At 64.5% G+C, this 13,702-nt stretch carries 14 protein-coding genes and 4 pseudogenes; 8 read left to right on the top strand and 10 right to left on the bottom strand.

Going from position 1 to position 13,702, the window contains the following annotated elements:
• The 6 genes from EV668_RS00380 to EV668_RS00360 all read right to left on the bottom strand — a co-directional run.
• Window positions 1–392: DUF2924 domain-containing protein (locus EV668_RS00380; RefSeq protein WP_166652289.1), on the bottom strand; the 392-nt coding region annotated here is incomplete at its 3' end.
• Window positions 393–403: 11 nt separating this feature from the next.
• Window positions 404–742, bottom strand: coding sequence for a DUF3489 domain-containing protein (locus tag EV668_RS25510; protein WP_280960076.1), 339 nt, complete (start codon window positions 740–742; stop codon window positions 404–406).
• Window positions 709–885: a hypothetical protein gene (locus EV668_RS24985; RefSeq protein ID WP_208111457.1), complete on the bottom strand. Its 177-nt coding sequence runs from the start codon at window positions 883–885 to the stop codon at window positions 709–711. The genes EV668_RS25510 and EV668_RS24985 overlap by 34 nt, the downstream gene beginning before the upstream one ends.
• A gap of 112 nt (window positions 886–997) precedes the next feature.
• Window positions 998–1,228: a hypothetical protein gene (locus EV668_RS00370; protein ID WP_133767897.1), complete on the bottom strand. Its 231-nt coding sequence runs from the start codon at window positions 1,226–1,228 to the stop codon at window positions 998–1,000.
• 239 nt (window positions 1,229–1,467) lie between these two features.
• Entirely contained in the window at window positions 1,468–1,842 is a 375-nt protein-coding gene (locus tag EV668_RS00365; RefSeq protein WP_133767896.1) for a hypothetical protein, read from the bottom strand.
• A 137-nt stretch (window positions 1,843–1,979) separates the two neighbouring features.
• Window positions 1,980–2,906, bottom strand: a complete 927-nt coding sequence (locus tag EV668_RS00360) for an LA2681 family HEPN domain-containing protein (protein WP_133767895.1) — start codon at window positions 2,904–2,906, stop codon at window positions 1,980–1,982.
• On the opposite strand from EV668_RS00360, the pseudogene EV668_RS25135 reads away from it, so the two are divergent.
• Together EV668_RS25135 and EV668_RS00355 are read left to right on the top strand one after the other, a co-directional pair.
• Window positions 2,842–3,048: pseudogene (locus EV668_RS25135) on the top strand (IS21 family transposase); the annotation flags it as partial. The gene EV668_RS00360 and the pseudogene EV668_RS25135 overlap by 65 nt on opposite strands.
• Before the next feature lie 682 nt (window positions 3,049–3,730).
• Complete coding sequence (locus EV668_RS00355) at window positions 3,731–4,906, top strand: zinc-dependent alcohol dehydrogenase (RefSeq protein WP_133767894.1); 1,176 nt, start codon at window positions 3,731–3,733, stop codon at window positions 4,904–4,906.
• 42 nt (window positions 4,907–4,948) lie between these two features.
• Here EV668_RS00355 and EV668_RS00350 read toward each other — a convergent pair.
• Window positions 4,949–5,083, bottom strand: a pseudogene (locus tag EV668_RS00350) (DUF892 family protein); the annotation flags it as partial.
• Window positions 5,084–5,747: 664 nt separating this feature from the next.
• Between EV668_RS00350 and EV668_RS00345 the strand changes: the two are divergent.
• The 5 genes and pseudogenes from EV668_RS00345 to EV668_RS00330 all read left to right on the top strand — a co-directional run bounded on the left by EV668_RS00345 (window position 5,748) and on the right by EV668_RS00330 (window position 10,120).
• A complete protein-coding gene (locus EV668_RS00345; protein ID WP_133767893.1) occupies window positions 5,748–6,731 on the top strand; it encodes a calcium-binding protein in 984 nt (327 codons plus the stop codon).
• Complete coding sequence (locus EV668_RS00340; RefSeq protein ID WP_133767892.1) at window positions 6,728–7,465, top strand: hypothetical protein; 738 nt, start codon at window positions 6,728–6,730, stop codon at window positions 7,463–7,465. The genes EV668_RS00345 and EV668_RS00340 overlap by 4 nt, the downstream gene beginning before the upstream one ends.
• 579 nt (window positions 7,466–8,044) lie before the next feature.
• A pseudogene (locus EV668_RS25130) lies at window positions 8,045–8,310 on the top strand (non-homologous end-joining DNA ligase); the annotation flags it as partial.
• Window positions 8,306–8,624 (top strand): annotated as a pseudogene (locus tag EV668_RS25125) (SOS response-associated peptidase family protein); the annotation flags it as partial. The pseudogenes EV668_RS25130 and EV668_RS25125, both read left to right, overlap by 5 nt.
• Window positions 8,625–9,781: 1,157 nt before the next feature.
• Window positions 9,782–10,120: a DUF892 family protein gene (locus EV668_RS00330; RefSeq protein ID WP_245512739.1), complete on the top strand. Its 339-nt coding sequence runs from the start codon at window positions 9,782–9,784 to the stop codon at window positions 10,118–10,120.
• Between the two features lie 112 nt (window positions 10,121–10,232).
• On the opposite strand, the gene EV668_RS24620 is transcribed toward EV668_RS00330, so the two are convergent.
• From EV668_RS24620 to EV668_RS00320, 3 genes are all read right to left on the bottom strand, one after another.
• Window positions 10,233–10,421 (bottom strand): hypothetical protein, encoded by a 189-nt coding sequence (locus tag EV668_RS24620; protein WP_166652288.1) that lies wholly within the window; start codon window positions 10,419–10,421, stop codon window positions 10,233–10,235.
• Between the two features lie 300 nt (window positions 10,422–10,721).
• Window positions 10,722–11,960, bottom strand: coding sequence for a Na+/H+ antiporter NhaA (nhaA, locus tag EV668_RS00325; protein WP_133767890.1), 1,239 nt, complete (start codon window positions 11,958–11,960; stop codon window positions 10,722–10,724).
• Window positions 11,961–12,147: 187 nt separating this feature from the next.
• On the bottom strand, window positions 12,148–12,357 hold the full coding sequence (locus EV668_RS00320; RefSeq protein WP_133767889.1) for a hypothetical protein: 210 nt from the start codon (window positions 12,355–12,357) through the stop codon (window positions 12,148–12,150).
• A 20-nt stretch (window positions 12,358–12,377) separates the two neighbouring features.
• On the opposite strand from EV668_RS00320, the gene EV668_RS00315 reads away from it, so the two are divergent.
• Window positions 12,378–12,707, top strand: a complete 330-nt coding sequence (locus EV668_RS00315; protein ID WP_133767888.1) for a hypothetical protein — start codon at window positions 12,378–12,380, stop codon at window positions 12,705–12,707.
• Window positions 12,708–13,702 lie beyond the last annotated feature (995 nt).

Raw genomic sequence — 13,702 nt, 5'->3', positions numbered from 1 at the left:
TGCGTGAGGGAGCGGTAGGTCGAGCCGGCATAGTCGAAGCCCGTCTCCGTCACGATCACGACATGGGCGCGGCCATGCCATTCCCGGACGAGCTTTGTTCCGGGTTGGAGAGTGGGAGACGAGCTTGCCTTCCCACCGTCCGCATCCCCCGCCGGTCCCCGCAACTGCTTCAGGCTCGCGCGGGACAAGCCACCGAACATCCGCTCCTGAATGCTATAGGCGATGGCTCGGACGAAGAGGTCCCGGCTGAAGCGAGGCGGGTCGGTCCCAAAGAGCCGACGCCATTCGGCGCGAAGATCGGTGACGCTCGCCTGTTCCAGACCCTGGAGCTGAGCCGCCAGCGATGCGGACGACGCCGCGGGATTGCCCGCGGCTGCCGGACTGGTCTGCATCGATCGCATCATTAGACCGCCTCGCTGGCCCCGATCCGATAAGCAGTCCGACCGTCCTCCCGCTTGCTCCTGGCCAGCACCTGGCCGGACGAGCGCAGGCGGGACAGGGCGGCGCGGGTCGTATGGGGCAGCCAGCCGGTCGCCTCCATCAACTCCTCGAGGCTTGCTCCCTCGTCCCGAGCCAGCATCGCCGTGATCAGCGCGCTCTTGGTCGAAGGACGTGCCCCGGCGGAGCCGTCCTCCGGGCCTGTGGGTGACGTCGTGGCCTTTGCCTTCCGAGGAACCGGGAGCCCGACCGCGCGATAGCCGGCCGGGGTCAGGTGGGGCTCCGTCCCATCCTCGCCTCCCACGCAATGAGGCCGTCGGCCTCGAAGCGGCCGAGCATCCGCTGGCGCGTCATCGGCTTCATGGTCTCGGGAAGCTGCAGCGCACCGCCGCGGCCGGCGGCTTCGGTGAGGAGGCGGGTCTCGGTCTTCGACAGGGTGATCGACATGATGTGGCTCCGGTTCAGCGCAGCCCGGATCCATCTCCGGCCTGCCACTGACCCGGCCCCGCCATCGGCCCGAAGGCCGGCGGGGCTACGATCCCGGAGATCGATGCTGGGGTTAGGGAGCCGGCGTCTCCGCCTGGCCCTGCATGCGGCCGATCAGGCGGATGGCGCCGTGCAGGGCCTGCGCCTCGTGCAGCACCTCGTCGATATCCAGCGCGATCCGCAGGGCCTGCTGCTCCGATCCGCTCTCCGCGCAGACGACCGCCGCCTTCAGGATTGCGGATACATCCGCCAATCGCGTGCTCAGCTCCCGCAGGCCCGTCGTGATGCTCAACCCCTCAGCCATGTCGTGCTCCCGTGTTCGACGAGGGCACTGACGCTCCGTTCGCGACGGTAGTCGAGCGGCTTCTGCCGATGCCACGGCGGTTCACGGCCACAGCGCGGACGACCGAAGGTCGCAGGGCGGCTCCATGCCCGAACACTGCGAACTCCAGGGCCGGAGTTGACCCATTGCGGACTCTGGGAAGGTCCGCTCGAGGGCGGCGTCCGCCCCCGAAGGTCCGTCGCCGAGGCCAGCGCGGAGGCTTAGCCGATGGCACGATCTGGGAGCGTCAGGAGGGTCAGGACTTTGTCTTCTCCCCATCGGATCGACTGTTCTTGAACATCCGATCTGTCGGCGCCCTTGAAGTCGAACCAAGTGTCGGCTTCCATCCGATGGGCGATCGTGTCGTCCGCCGCACCGTCGAACAGGATCGCATGGGCGAAGGAGTCCTTGTCGAGGTCCTTCCGCGGAAACCACCAGCCCTGGACATTGTCGGGTCGTCGAAACCACCTGCGCCCGGTTCGGTCGTGACAAACGACGACGAGCGGGTAGCGGCTCATGGCGACGATCTTCAGCAAGGTCGGGGTGAGGCTCGCATCGAACTCGTCGGCGATCTCCCGCGCCACGGCGATGGTCATCCTCCGCATCTTGATGAGCCTGGGTCGGAGCATGAACTCCGGGAGGATCAAGTCGGAGGCGTATCCGTCCGCATGGCGTTCGGGGTCGAGTGGCCCGCTCTCGGGATTGTCGATCTTGCCGGAGGCGCAGAACCGGGTCAACTCCACGACATGGGTAAGCTCGCGCCAGGCGGCCGCTCGGCTTCCCGCCGTCGCTCCTCGGCGTGGATCGCTAGCGTGAGGTACATGATCGCGGCCCGAGCGAGCTTGAGTTGGCGGCCGGTACGGGCGGCGAGGTCTTCGAAGGAGAGGTCGAAGATGCCGGGCGCTGTCTCGGGGGACGGTGAGATCGAGACAGCTCGTGGAAACATGTCGTGGACGCTGACGAACTTGTGCTCCAGGTGGTTGCGTAGCTCGTAGATCGCCTGGGCGTCGGGCTCGATGACGTCCTTGGAGTCGTTCTCGAACATGTCTTTCGACAGCCAGAAGAGTCCGCGGAGCGGCCAGTTGGCGAGCCCGTCGAGGTTGGGATGGAGCGCCTTGCCCCTGCCCTTCACGAACCAGAGGTTCCGGAAGCTGACCTGCCGCTCCGGATGGCCGAGACCCAGGTAGGTGTTGAGGCAGAAGGCAACCTTGTCGAAGATCGAATATGCGCCGCGGAACGCCATCTTCAGACGCTCGACGGCGAAGCCGACGGCCGGATAGTCTAGGGTGTTGTAGACCTGCACGCCACGGTCGGCGAAGTGGACGCCGCTGGCAGTTAAACCTTCCCAGCCAGCGAAACGGGCCGCCGCGTACTCCTGCTTGATCAGGTTGAAGTAGGCGATGACCGGCGGCGGACCGGGGCCGCCGTCCAAGCCGACGACCGTGATAGAAGGCAGCATCATCACATCGCGCGCCGCGATATCGAACGGGCCGGCGTCATTTAGCGGGTTGATGAAGAGCCGACGGGCCAGACACCAGCGGCGATATTCGCGTTCGCTACGTCCCGGTCCTTTGTGCTGGACGGCCGGTCGGGGGATTAAGGGCGTGGATACGGTTGCGCCGATCCGGCGCGAGTTCTCCATCCGCAAACGGCCGATCAAGGAGATCGTGCGGGAGCTTCACGTCTCTCGGAACGCGGTCCTGAAGGTGATCCGGTCGGGCGCGACGGCGCTGAGCTACGCGCGTGAACTCCAGCCGCTCCCAAAGCTGGGGCAGTTGCGAGCTAATCTCGCGCGGCTCGTCCCGATCCTGCGGCCCTTCGCCGCCGGCCCGTCTGCTATCGGATCGTCATCCGCTACTACTGCAACGTCCTGCACAAGCTCTGGGCCGTCATCACCAGTGGCGAGGTGCCATTCGGAACATTGGCCACGCCGTGCCGGAAAGGCTGCTGATCGAGCAGGCGGCTCGTCAATAGCTGCAGGTCAACCCTCTCCCGGCTTCGGCTGGGGGTGTCTGCCGGTGGGCCGGCCGGGCGCTGCGCGATCTCCCGCTACGGACTGGCGCCGGTCACCGGTGCCCTGAGTGCTGCCGCCCGGAACAGACTGGCGGGCTTCCTTGGTAGGGGCCGTGGCGCCGAGCTTCTCCCAATCCTCTGGCGTCTTCGGCTCCGGCTGGCCGGCCTCGTGCCCCGCCTCACCGAGAACCCGACGTTGCGCCTCCGACTGGCGCCCGTCATCCTTCAGGATCGGCTTGCCCACATCGTCGTCGCTGCAAGTGCCCATGACATGCTCTCCGATCAGGAATGAACAGGGGGCGGCGAACCGGGTTCCCGGAGGGCCCGAAGCCAGTTCAATCCTGACCACCCGGCCCGCGTGCCGGACAGTCGAGTGCATCTGTTCGGGCCATCCCACTGTCGCCGCGCGCACACCACCGGAACATCCTAACGCCTCGCCGCTTTGCCGCGTAATTGAGAGGGAGGACGGGAATGAAGGCACTCTGCTGGCATGGGAAGGGCGATATCCGCTGCGAGACCGTCCCCGACCCAATCATTGAGCATCCCCGCGATGCGATCATCCGCGTCACCTCCTGCGCCATCTGCGGCTCGGATCTGCACCTCTACGGGGGCATGATCCCGTCGATGGAACGGGGTGACATCGTCGGACACGAAAGCATGGGAGAGGTGGTCGAGGTCGGATCCGAGGTTACGAACCTGAAGAAAGGCGATCGGGTCGTCGTTCCCTTCACCATTTCCTGCGGCGAGTGCTTCTTCTGCAAGCGCGGCTTCTATTCGGGCTGTGAGCGCTCGAACCCGAGCGCCAAGGCGGCTGCGGAGATGTGGGGGCACTCACCGGCCGGATTGTTCGGCTATTCGCACCTGCTCGGCGGCTACGCCGGCGGTCAGGCGGAGTTCATGCGCGTCCCCTTCGCCGACGTGGGTCCCATCAAGGTGCCGGAGGGGCTGACGGACGAGCAGGTGCTCTTCCTCTCCGACATCTTCCCGACCGGCTACATGGCTGCGGAAAACTGCAACATCCAGGAGGGCGACACGATCGCTGTCTGGGGCTGCGGTCCCGTCGGGCAGTTCGCCATCAAATCGGCCTTCCTCCTTGGCGCCGGTCGCGTGATCGCGATCGACACCGTGCCTGAACGGATGGCGATGGCAGAAGCATCCGGGGCCATCGTCCTCGATTTCCACGACGTCGACATCTACGAGAAGATCCAGGAACTGACGTCTGGACGCGGGGCAGATGCCTGCATTGACGCCGTCGGCACCGAGGCCGACGCCACCGCCAGCCTCGACAGCGTCCTCGACCGGATCAAAACGGCCGCCTTCATGGGGACCGACCGGCCCCACGTCCTCCGCCAGGCCATCCATTGCTGCCGCAACTTCGGCACCGTCTCGATCGTCGGCGTCTACGGCGGCTTCCTGGACAAGATCCCGATGGGCTCGGCCGTCAATCGCGGCTTGACCTTCCGGATGGCGCAGACGCCGGTCCAGGCCTACCTCCCGAAGCTACTCGAGCGCATCGAGAGGGGGGAGATCGATCCTTCCTTCGTCATCACCCATCGGGCCACGCTCGAAGAGGGGCCGGATCTTTATAAAACCTTCCGGGACAAGAAGGACGGCTGCATCAAAGTGGTGATGTCGCCTGGAGGGTGATGGGTGGCGGGCGGCGGAATTAACCGCCGCCCCCAATCGCGATCAGGCCGCCTTCGCCCTTTGATTGGCGGAGATATCGGCGAGTCCGGTCAGCGTCTCGTCTGTCTTCTTCTCCTCGGCGAGCGTCTGGTCGAAGAGCTGGACGGCCTCTTTCAGGCCGAGCTCCTGTGCCCACCTTGAGCGGGCAGCCGCCTTGCATGACGATCAAGCGACAGGCATAGGGCGAAGCATCCATCGCGTGCTGTTCCCATCTCGGGCCGGTAGGGGAACGGATACCCATCGGCGGCGCAACGCCGAGCACGCCTGGTTCAACTCCAGGCTTGGCCAACTTCGCACGGATGCTTAGCGCGCATGCTCATTCCGCAGGGGACTCGGTCGGCGGAAAAATAGATCGAAGGCTGGTGCGAAATTGCTCGCATAGCAGCATCTCGTAGCCCCGGATCTGAGCATTCAGATCGCTGAGGCGCCGCCCATACTCAGCCGGTCCCAACTCCCAGCGGCTAAGAAAAAGATCCTCCCGCTGCTCGTACATCCGGGAGATATCGACCCTGAGATGAAGCATTTTCGGACCTTGATGGCCGTGTTGGTTGAAACATAACATCCAACGCTTCGGCTGCGGCATTATCGAATGTTAAAGATCGCCGTCTGGGTGCATGGTTGAGATTTTAGCGACAGCCTGAGCGTGAGCGCTGATCTGCGATCATTTTACGTAATTCAAGTACACTGGCGCGCGTGTGGCGGGTCATTAACGTCAAGTTAGTATTTGGCTCAGCAGCACTATGATCTTCTCCGTTACTACATTCATTTGTGCAATGCAGTTTTCAACCTTGCGGAGGAAGAAATGGCGGTTGCGAACATCATCGCCCCGAGCGGATTCAACCTGCAGGAAGATCTGTGGGTCGATAATCTGCGCGGAGCCGAAAATCTGAAGCTCGGCGTAGAGCTGAGTCGCACTGGGAGCCCCGGCATAGGGCAGACCCAGACCATCGTGTATCGTGATCTGTCCTTCGTGAAGGACGGCCTCACCTATGTCTATTCAGGCGAATGGGAGGTCCGATACGACCGAGGGCTGCTCATCGGGTCTGTCGGCGTCTCAGGCCACTACGACAGCATCAAGGTCAGCTCCGGCAGCACTCGGCTCGCGAATTACCGCGGCGAGGACTTCGAAGTCGACTTCGGAACACGCCTGAACATTCCGCTCGCCGATCTCCTTGGCAACGTCCTGTCTCTGCTGATCAATACGTCGGGCACGAGCGGTGGATCATACGAAAATCTCAACACGGATCGGACTCCAAACCTCGGCGAACTCGCCTTTGCTAAGGCCGACGTGATCCGCGGGAACGTCAACGCTGATGTGCTGGTGGGGGGTGGCGGCGACGACCGCATCTTCGGCGAGGCCGGCAACGACACCATCTTCGGCGGGGCCGGTAACGACCGGCTCGATGGCGGCAGCGGCATCGACACCATGCGGGGTGGGGCCGGCAACGACATCTACATCGTCGACACGGCGTCCGACGTCGTGGTCGAGGCGGCCGGCGAGGGAACTGACACCGTCCTGTCGGTCGGCAGCTACACCCTCGCGGCCGGCCAGCACATCGAGCGCCTCCAGGCGCTCGATGCTAGGGGCACCGCCGAGCTGCGGCTGACGGGCAACGAGTTCGCGAATACCCTGCGCGGGAACGACGGCGCCAACGTCCTCGACGGCGGTAGAGGGGCCGACGTGATGTGGGGCTACGGTGGCGACGACAGCTATCGAGTCGACGATGTCAGGGATCGCGTCCTCGAGTCGGTCGGCGAGGCTACGACACCGTCTGGACGACCGTGAGCTACGTCCTGGAAGCGCGACAGGAGATCGAGAAGGTCATGATCTCGCCCTCGACGGGCACTCAGGCTTTGAACCTTCGCGGCAATAAGTTCGCCAACGAGCTCCACGGCAACAACGGCAACAACCTGATTGATGGACGCGGCGGGAAGGACATTCTCTTCGGCCTTGGGGGCGACGACCGGCTAGTCTTTCACGAGACCGGCACGAAGGTCGACGGCGGCACCAGCACGGATACGGTAATCGTCAGAGGCAACAGCGACGTCGTCCTCCGGACGGGCGATATCATCAACGTCGAGCGCTACCTCATTGAGGAGAACGCGACGGTGGACTTCTCCCTGCTCGGGCAGACGCCGGGCGATATCAGCGCCCGGAGCGGTCCGGGCCAGGAGGTGACCATCATCGGATCTCGCGCCGCGGACCGGATCGTGATGTCGGATGGCGACATTGACGTCACCGGCGGGCGAGGCAACGACGTGTGCTACGCCTCGACCGGCCGAACCACGCTCCATTTCGAGGCGGCGGGCTTCGGCCGCGACACGCTTCACAACGGGGGACGCGGGGAACTCGTGCTGGACTTCTCCGGCGTGGCCGACGGTCTCGAGGATCTGACCTTCACGACCAGCGGCCGGGACGTCATCATCACGGCTGCGGGCGTGGGCTCGGGGGATTCGCTTCTCGTCAAGGGCATGACGCTCGCTGAACTGACCGCGCATGCGGAGTTCAACTTCGTCTGATTGGCCGGGTCGGACAATCCCTGGGATCGATGTCGGGGCGGGAGGATCGTTCTCCTGCCCCGATGGCGATCGGAGCATGGCCCGAACGCCAACATCCTCGGCTCCCGCATGGCTTGGCTACCGGATACGCCCCCGCTTGATTTGGAGTTGGCGTATGACCGTGCAATCTCTCGGAAGGAGAAGTCAGAACGAGGAACTTGGAGGATGCTGCAAAGCTCGACAGCGGATCGTCGTTGCCAAAACCGCTCAGTCGTCGCGTACGTCATTTGCGCCAAGGGACGGACAGGGAACAATCCACTTTCGCTGCGCTATGCGGCCCTGGCGGCCTCACCAGAGGAAGCCATCGCGTTGGTTTCGCGGCTTGTCGCACCCGGCACCCAGCTCGAAGCAAGTGGTGAGGTTCTCTCTCCTATCATCGTGAGCGCTGTTAGGTTGCTGCCTGGGAAGGCGAAGTTGATCTGAACGGAGAGAGAGCGGAGCTGCCCTCTCCGCGGCCGACATAGCGCCAGCGTCAGGACATCGCGCGGGCCGCGTGCAGTAACAACCGGGCGTAAAGGGGTTACTCCACCAAATGGCGGAATGGCTAGGTCGCCGAAGAAGCCGACGAAACGTCGCCTCAGGGCGGGCCCGTCTTTGCCCCCGGCGCGCGGCCCAGACATCTGCCCATCCCGCCAGACACCCCTCTTCCAGGATCCAATGCCAGAGAGGATCGAGCCCTGCCTCGCAACCCTCGTCTCGGTCCCGCCGAAGGGTGTCACTGGCTCTACGAGGTGAAATGGGGCGGCTACCGGCTTTGCCACCACATTGAGCCCGGCGGCGTTCGCATCCTCACCCGCGGCGGGCATCTGGTTCGCGCTCGGCGAGCATCGTCCGCTTGTCGCCTTCGCCGGGATCTGGACACCACAATGGACCACCGTGCGGAAGGTGAAGGCCGGGCCGGAAACGATCGACCTCTTCGCTTTTCTGACGACCGAGCCGAGCGAGCCGGTCGCGTCCATCCACCCGAAGGCCATGCCGGTCATCTTGACGACCGGAGCGAGACGCCTGGCTTCGTGCTCCATGGTCTGAAGCCTCCGGGCTGCAGCGCCCGCTGCCTGCCGAGATGCTCGAGATCGTCGCCCGCGGGGAGAAGAAGGCTCGGGCGCACGGCTCGGACTGAGACGCTGCCGCTCGCTCGGCTTGGATGTCCCGTATCCGAGGAGCACTCCGGGCACGTAAGCTCTCCGGATAGTCGTCCCCGGCATCGACGAGCCTTCCCCTGAATCGGGCGTGGAATCCGCCGGCTGCGGCGAACTCGGCGAATGCCCGGCGTTGCGCGCCGAGGCCGGCGCCGCGGCCCGACGTGCGGCACCAGGCCTTTTCTGCCGCGAACCATCGGGCCGCTCTGTCCAGGGCGAACAAGGGGAGATCGGGATTGCCCCAGAGATCGCGAAGCTCGACCTGGCAAAGGGCGGGCGGATAAGGTGGAGGTTAGGTCCAGGGGGCCTAACTATTGTTAGGGTTTGAATCCTGCGCCGAGGTAATTTCATAGGAGGGCGGAGGCTACGCTCGTGATCCAATATTATCTTAAGGATGGGATGACCGTCCCGTCAGAATACGATGTTACTCTTGCCTTGTTCAGCGGGCCATACGGACCACGCGGCATGGTGTGTTCGCCCTTGAGGGCCACCAATGTCCCGATAGGGCGAACAAGGTACGGTCCCCTCGACGCGCTGGACGCGGTCCGGAGCGCGTTCTCTCTGGCCAGCACATACGGATGTGACGTCGCCATCGTTGATCCCGACGGGTGTTGGCGTCCGGGCTGGGGTGAAGTACCGCCGCTCGAGACCCACCCGGTCGCGGCTTCGAGGAGGAAGAAGGCTATGTCGGCGCGTTGCAACTGAACTTGTTCAACGATCGACCTTATACCTAAGGCGGACGAGCGAGCGGCGCCCTTGCGGCTCCGCTCGGGGGGGCACCACTCAGGCGCCTTAGGAGCCGCCGATGCCTCCAGCAATCCTGGGCCGTGAAAGGCGCATAAGCCCGGCGCGCAAGGTCACAGCGAACTTCTTCTCAATCCTCGCCTGCTGTCATGGCGAATGGCCAGCCCGCTGAAGAAGCCGACGTAGCGCCGCCTTAGGGCGAGCCCGTCACGGTTGGCTCCGGTGCGCGGGCCCGACATCCGCCCATCCCGCCAGACTCCTCTTTCCGGAATCCGATGCCGGAGAGGATTGAGCCCTGTCTCGCAACTCTCGTCTCGGCCCCGCCGAAAGGCGAACATTGGCTCTACGAGGTGAAGTGGGACGGCTATCCGAAACGGAGCAACAGCGGGACCGTTTGGACCGTGCGCTCGCCTCCCTGTCGGAAACCCCCTCGACGCTGAAGGAAGGCGTCATGGGTATCATGGGAAACCTCGCGGCGCTCGCCCACAGCCCGGCATCGGACGAGATTCTGAAGAATGCCTTCGCAAGCTATGCGTTCGAGCACTACGAGATCGCAGCATATGATGCGCTGATCGCGATTTCAGAGGCCGCGGGGCACGCTGAGTACATTTCGCAGTTTCAGCAGTCACAGGCCGAAGAGCGGGCGGCGGCCCAGGCGATCGGCAAGCTTATGTTGCCGACCACGCAGACATATCTCAAGAGGTCACTAAAGGACCTAAAGGCAGATCGCTAGGCTGCGCTGGGTCGTGTGAGTTTCGCGCTCCAGGGACCTTCCGCCGGACTCCGTTGGTTGGTTCCACTGCAAAAGGGGCGATCGGATAGCAGCTGGTCGCGCCCCGCTTTGGCTAGTCTGACCGGCCGAACAGCGTGCGAAATGCCGGGCGCCTGCCGATGCCGTCCAATTCGGGCTGATAGCGCCGGGCGGGCTCATCGTGCTGCGGCAGCTTCGCGCGATACGACGCTGGCGTGCCTGAGCCATTCTGCCACCATCGACTGCCGATCGCCTTGCGGAGCCGGGAAGCGATGGCGTTCACATGCTCCCGCAGCGAATGCCTCCACGTCGGCGTCAGTCCGCAGAGTGACATCGAGTCCAAGCCACTCGGCGACGATCGTTTCACGAGCCTTGTCAGGCGTCATTATGGTTACTCCAATTGCATATAACGGGAATCAACGGTTCGCGTTCCTTAGGGGCCCGCGGTGCTGGCCAGCCTCAGCGATCGGTGCCGGACGGGCTCACGCCGCCGCCTTCGTCCCCGCTGAGCCGAGCAGCATCTGCCCAGTCATACGCGTCACGTCCGGGGGTACGGTTCACGTCCGATGGCCGTGACGATGGCTCAGTTCTGCCCAGGCTCCCAGGTCGCTATCCTTCGTCGGCCGAGCAACACGACCACGCCGACGAACACGGACATCAGCGAGCCAACCAGAACGCCGACCTTCACGTTGGCTTCGATCTGCGGCTGGTTATCGAACGCCAGCAGGCCGATGAAGAGGCTCATGGTGAAGCCGATGCCGCATAGGGTCGCGACGCCATAGGTCTGAAGCCAGGTCGCATGGGGCGGCAGCTGCGCGAGGCCGATCCGCACGGCGAGGTACACGGCGCCGAAGACGCCGATCTGCTTGCCGACGAAAAGCCCAAGCGCGATCCCGAGCGTGACGGGATGAAGCATCGTCGCCCACGACAGGCCGGCGAGCGACACGCCGGCATTGGCGAAGCCGAAAATGGGGAGGACGACGAAGGCGCACCATGGGTGCAGGGCATGTTCGAGCCGATGCAGCGGAGACGTCGCATCATCGGGCCGGCCCGGGCTCTGGCGCAACGGGATCGTCAGCGCGAGGACGACGCCTGCGACCGTCGCGTGAACGCCCGAGAGGAGAACGAACACCCAGAGCACCGCGCCAAGGCCCAGATACGGGACAAGCGTCCGGCAGTCGCTGGTGTTGAGCGTCCGAAGGAGCGACACGACGAACACCGCGGCGAGGAGCGCGTAGACGTTCAGCGTCTCGGTGTAGAACACGGCGATGATGACGACCGCCCCGAGATCGTCGAGGATCGCGAGCGCCGTCAGGAAGATCGCTAGGGAGATCGGCACGCGCGCGCCGAGCAGCCTGATCACCCCGAGCGCGAAGGCGATGTCAGTCGCCGACGGAATGGCCCAGCCGCGGAGCGTCGAGGGGGAGCCGCTGTTGATCGCGACATAGATGATGGCCGGAACCGCCATGCCGCCGAGGGCGGCGATGCCGGGAAGAGCGCGATCGGGCCATGTCCGAAGCTGGCCATCGAGGAACTCGCGCTTGATTTCCAACCCGACCAGCAGGAAGAACAGCGACATCAGGGCGTCGTTGATCCAGTGAAGCAGCGAGAGCGGCCCCAGATAGGTCTTCAACGCGCCGAAATAGGCGGGAGCGAGGGGCGAGTTCGCGATGACGATCGCGAGCAGCGCCGCCCCCATGAGGATGACGCCACCGGCCGATCCCGTATCGAGGAAGGCGCGGAGTGCCGAGGCGGGGCGCCTAAAATGGCGGCGCAGAGGATGATCGGCGGGAACGAGGCGAGCCAGATCCGGCGGACGCATGGGCATAGGTCTCCGGCGCCGGCGGCCCGACCAGCGCTGAAACCTGCCCGCCCCAACTGGCGAACACCCGAGGACGCTATCGCATTGCCGGCGCGATGCGGCAACCTCGGAGGATCATCTCAGCGCCATAGCGGCGCCGATACGGTGACGGCGAAAGGGGTGAAGGCGGCGGTAGTGAGGGCTTTGGTCATTGCAGCGTCGCTCCCTCTGGCAACGCCTCGTATTCCTGGTCCATCCTCTTGCCGATCCGATCAGGCCAGCGCCTCAGGATCTGCGTCTGGGTAAGCTCGCGAGTGATCGTCGTGACCTCCGCGAAGCCGCCGATGCCGCAGATCTCCGGCCCTTCCGGCACCTGCTCACGGCGAATCCCGTCCCGCTGAAGCTCGAGCAGTCGCAAGCCAACCTCGGGAGGTCTGGGTGACCGAGGTGGGCGTATTCCGCCTCGGACTGGGCGATGATGTCAGGGCGGCCGGTGACGACCGTGACGCTCTGCAGCTTCTGGACGTCGTCGAAACCGAGGCTCGACACGCGATAGACCTCGGGCTCGGTGCGCTTCTTCGGCCAGCCGGCGACATAGGCCTCGAATGCGGGCCCGTGGTCGCGGGCCTCGAAGGCTTCGCCGTGCATCTCGACTGCCGCCTTGGTGGCGGCCCCCGAGCCAGCGGCCAACTCGCCGAAGGTCGTGAACCTGACGGACAGGAAGTGCGTGCGTCAGGAAAGGCACCGCCAAGGCAGGGCCGCGGGTGACGAGCGTAGCCGACAGGCGCCGCAACATCCCGACCTTCGGCCCAATCGAGCTGAGCGTGCCGTCGCTCCGATAGAGCGCTCCGTCGGTCCACACGACGATCGCGTTCGAGAAGAGGAAGATGTTGGCGGCGCTTATCACCCGAAACGCCACTACGCGTTCGCCATCCCGCCGACAAACAGTCGATCAAGCCGCCTGTCAAATCCTCGTTCGCCCGCACGACGTCCTGCGGCGCCACGCCATTCCCGAGCGGTGGGATGTTGTAGGTTGCCGAGGTGCGGCGCGTGCTTCTGGCTCGACGGCGAAACCTGATTTCTGACGCGTGTCGACCCGAGCCCGAATGGCGCCCGAACCCCAACAACACTCAAGCGTTTCGCACGCACGGTACCAACGTTGGTTCGACGGAGACGCCCCCATGCTCGTAGAATTTTGCATGCTCGCGGGTGCTATTGCCGTGACGATCGGCGTGGCGACGGTGTCGTAGTAGCACCGCACATTCGGCGTCTGAAAGTCACGCCCACGTGCTGCGCCAATTCCCGTCAGCGCCTTGCGTCAGCTGCCATCTCCTGCTCTCGACCTCATGGCCTTTCGCCGTCCGGTATCGAGGCATTCTCAGGATCAAACGCACACCGGCCGGCTCGTATTCAGCATTACGATCGTCCCGTCTGAGAATTCGACGAGACATCCTGACGCCGACCGGCCATCGTCGTCGACGGAGACCGCACTCCCCGGGAAAGCGTGGCTGTGCGTGAAAACGAAGCACATCTGCTAACATGACGCTTGTCACGAGAGTCGCGCAAGGAATTCCGGGGCGGTTTATATCGCCGAATGGTGGGTCACGCCACTGCACGTCCAACGTTGTCCGCCACTTCGGCGCCTCGCGCACCAAGCGGCGCCGGTGCACCGACGGTGCTATCCTTGGCGGTCTGGTGCTCAATCTCCGCGTTCAACTCGGCCCCGATCAACACGATCGTTGCCGACAGCCAGATCCAAGTCA

It is taken from the genome of Enterovirga rhinocerotis, assembly GCF_004363955.1.
Lineage (GTDB): Bacteria > Pseudomonadota > Alphaproteobacteria > Rhizobiales > Beijerinckiaceae > Enterovirga > Enterovirga rhinocerotis.
This window is presented reverse-complemented; position numbering and strand designations above follow the sequence as displayed.

What these genes read in the sequence shown, in the direction of transcription:
- EV668_RS24985 (WP_208111457.1), bottom strand. Translation starts at nt 885, where the DNA reads ATGTCGATCACCCTGTCGAAGACCGAGACCCGCCTCCTCACCGAAGCC.
- EV668_RS00370 (WP_133767897.1), bottom strand. Translation starts at nt 1,228, where the DNA reads ATGGCTGAGGGGTTGAGCATCACGACGGGCCTGCGGGAGCTGAGCACG.
- EV668_RS00365 (WP_133767896.1), bottom strand. Translation starts at nt 1,842, where the DNA reads ATGACCATCGCCGTGGCGCGGGAGATCGCCGACGAGTTCGATGCGAGC.
- EV668_RS00355 (WP_133767894.1), top strand. Translation starts at nt 3,731, where the DNA reads ATGAAGGCACTCTGCTGGCATGGGAAGGGCGATATCCGCTGCGAGACC.
- EV668_RS00345 (WP_133767893.1), top strand. Translation starts at nt 5,748, where the DNA reads ATGGCGGTTGCGAACATCATCGCCCCGAGCGGATTCAACCTGCAGGAA.
- nhaA (WP_133767890.1), bottom strand. Translation starts at nt 11,960, where the DNA reads ATGCGTCCGCCGGATCTGGCTCGCCTCGTTCCCGCCGATCATCCTCTG.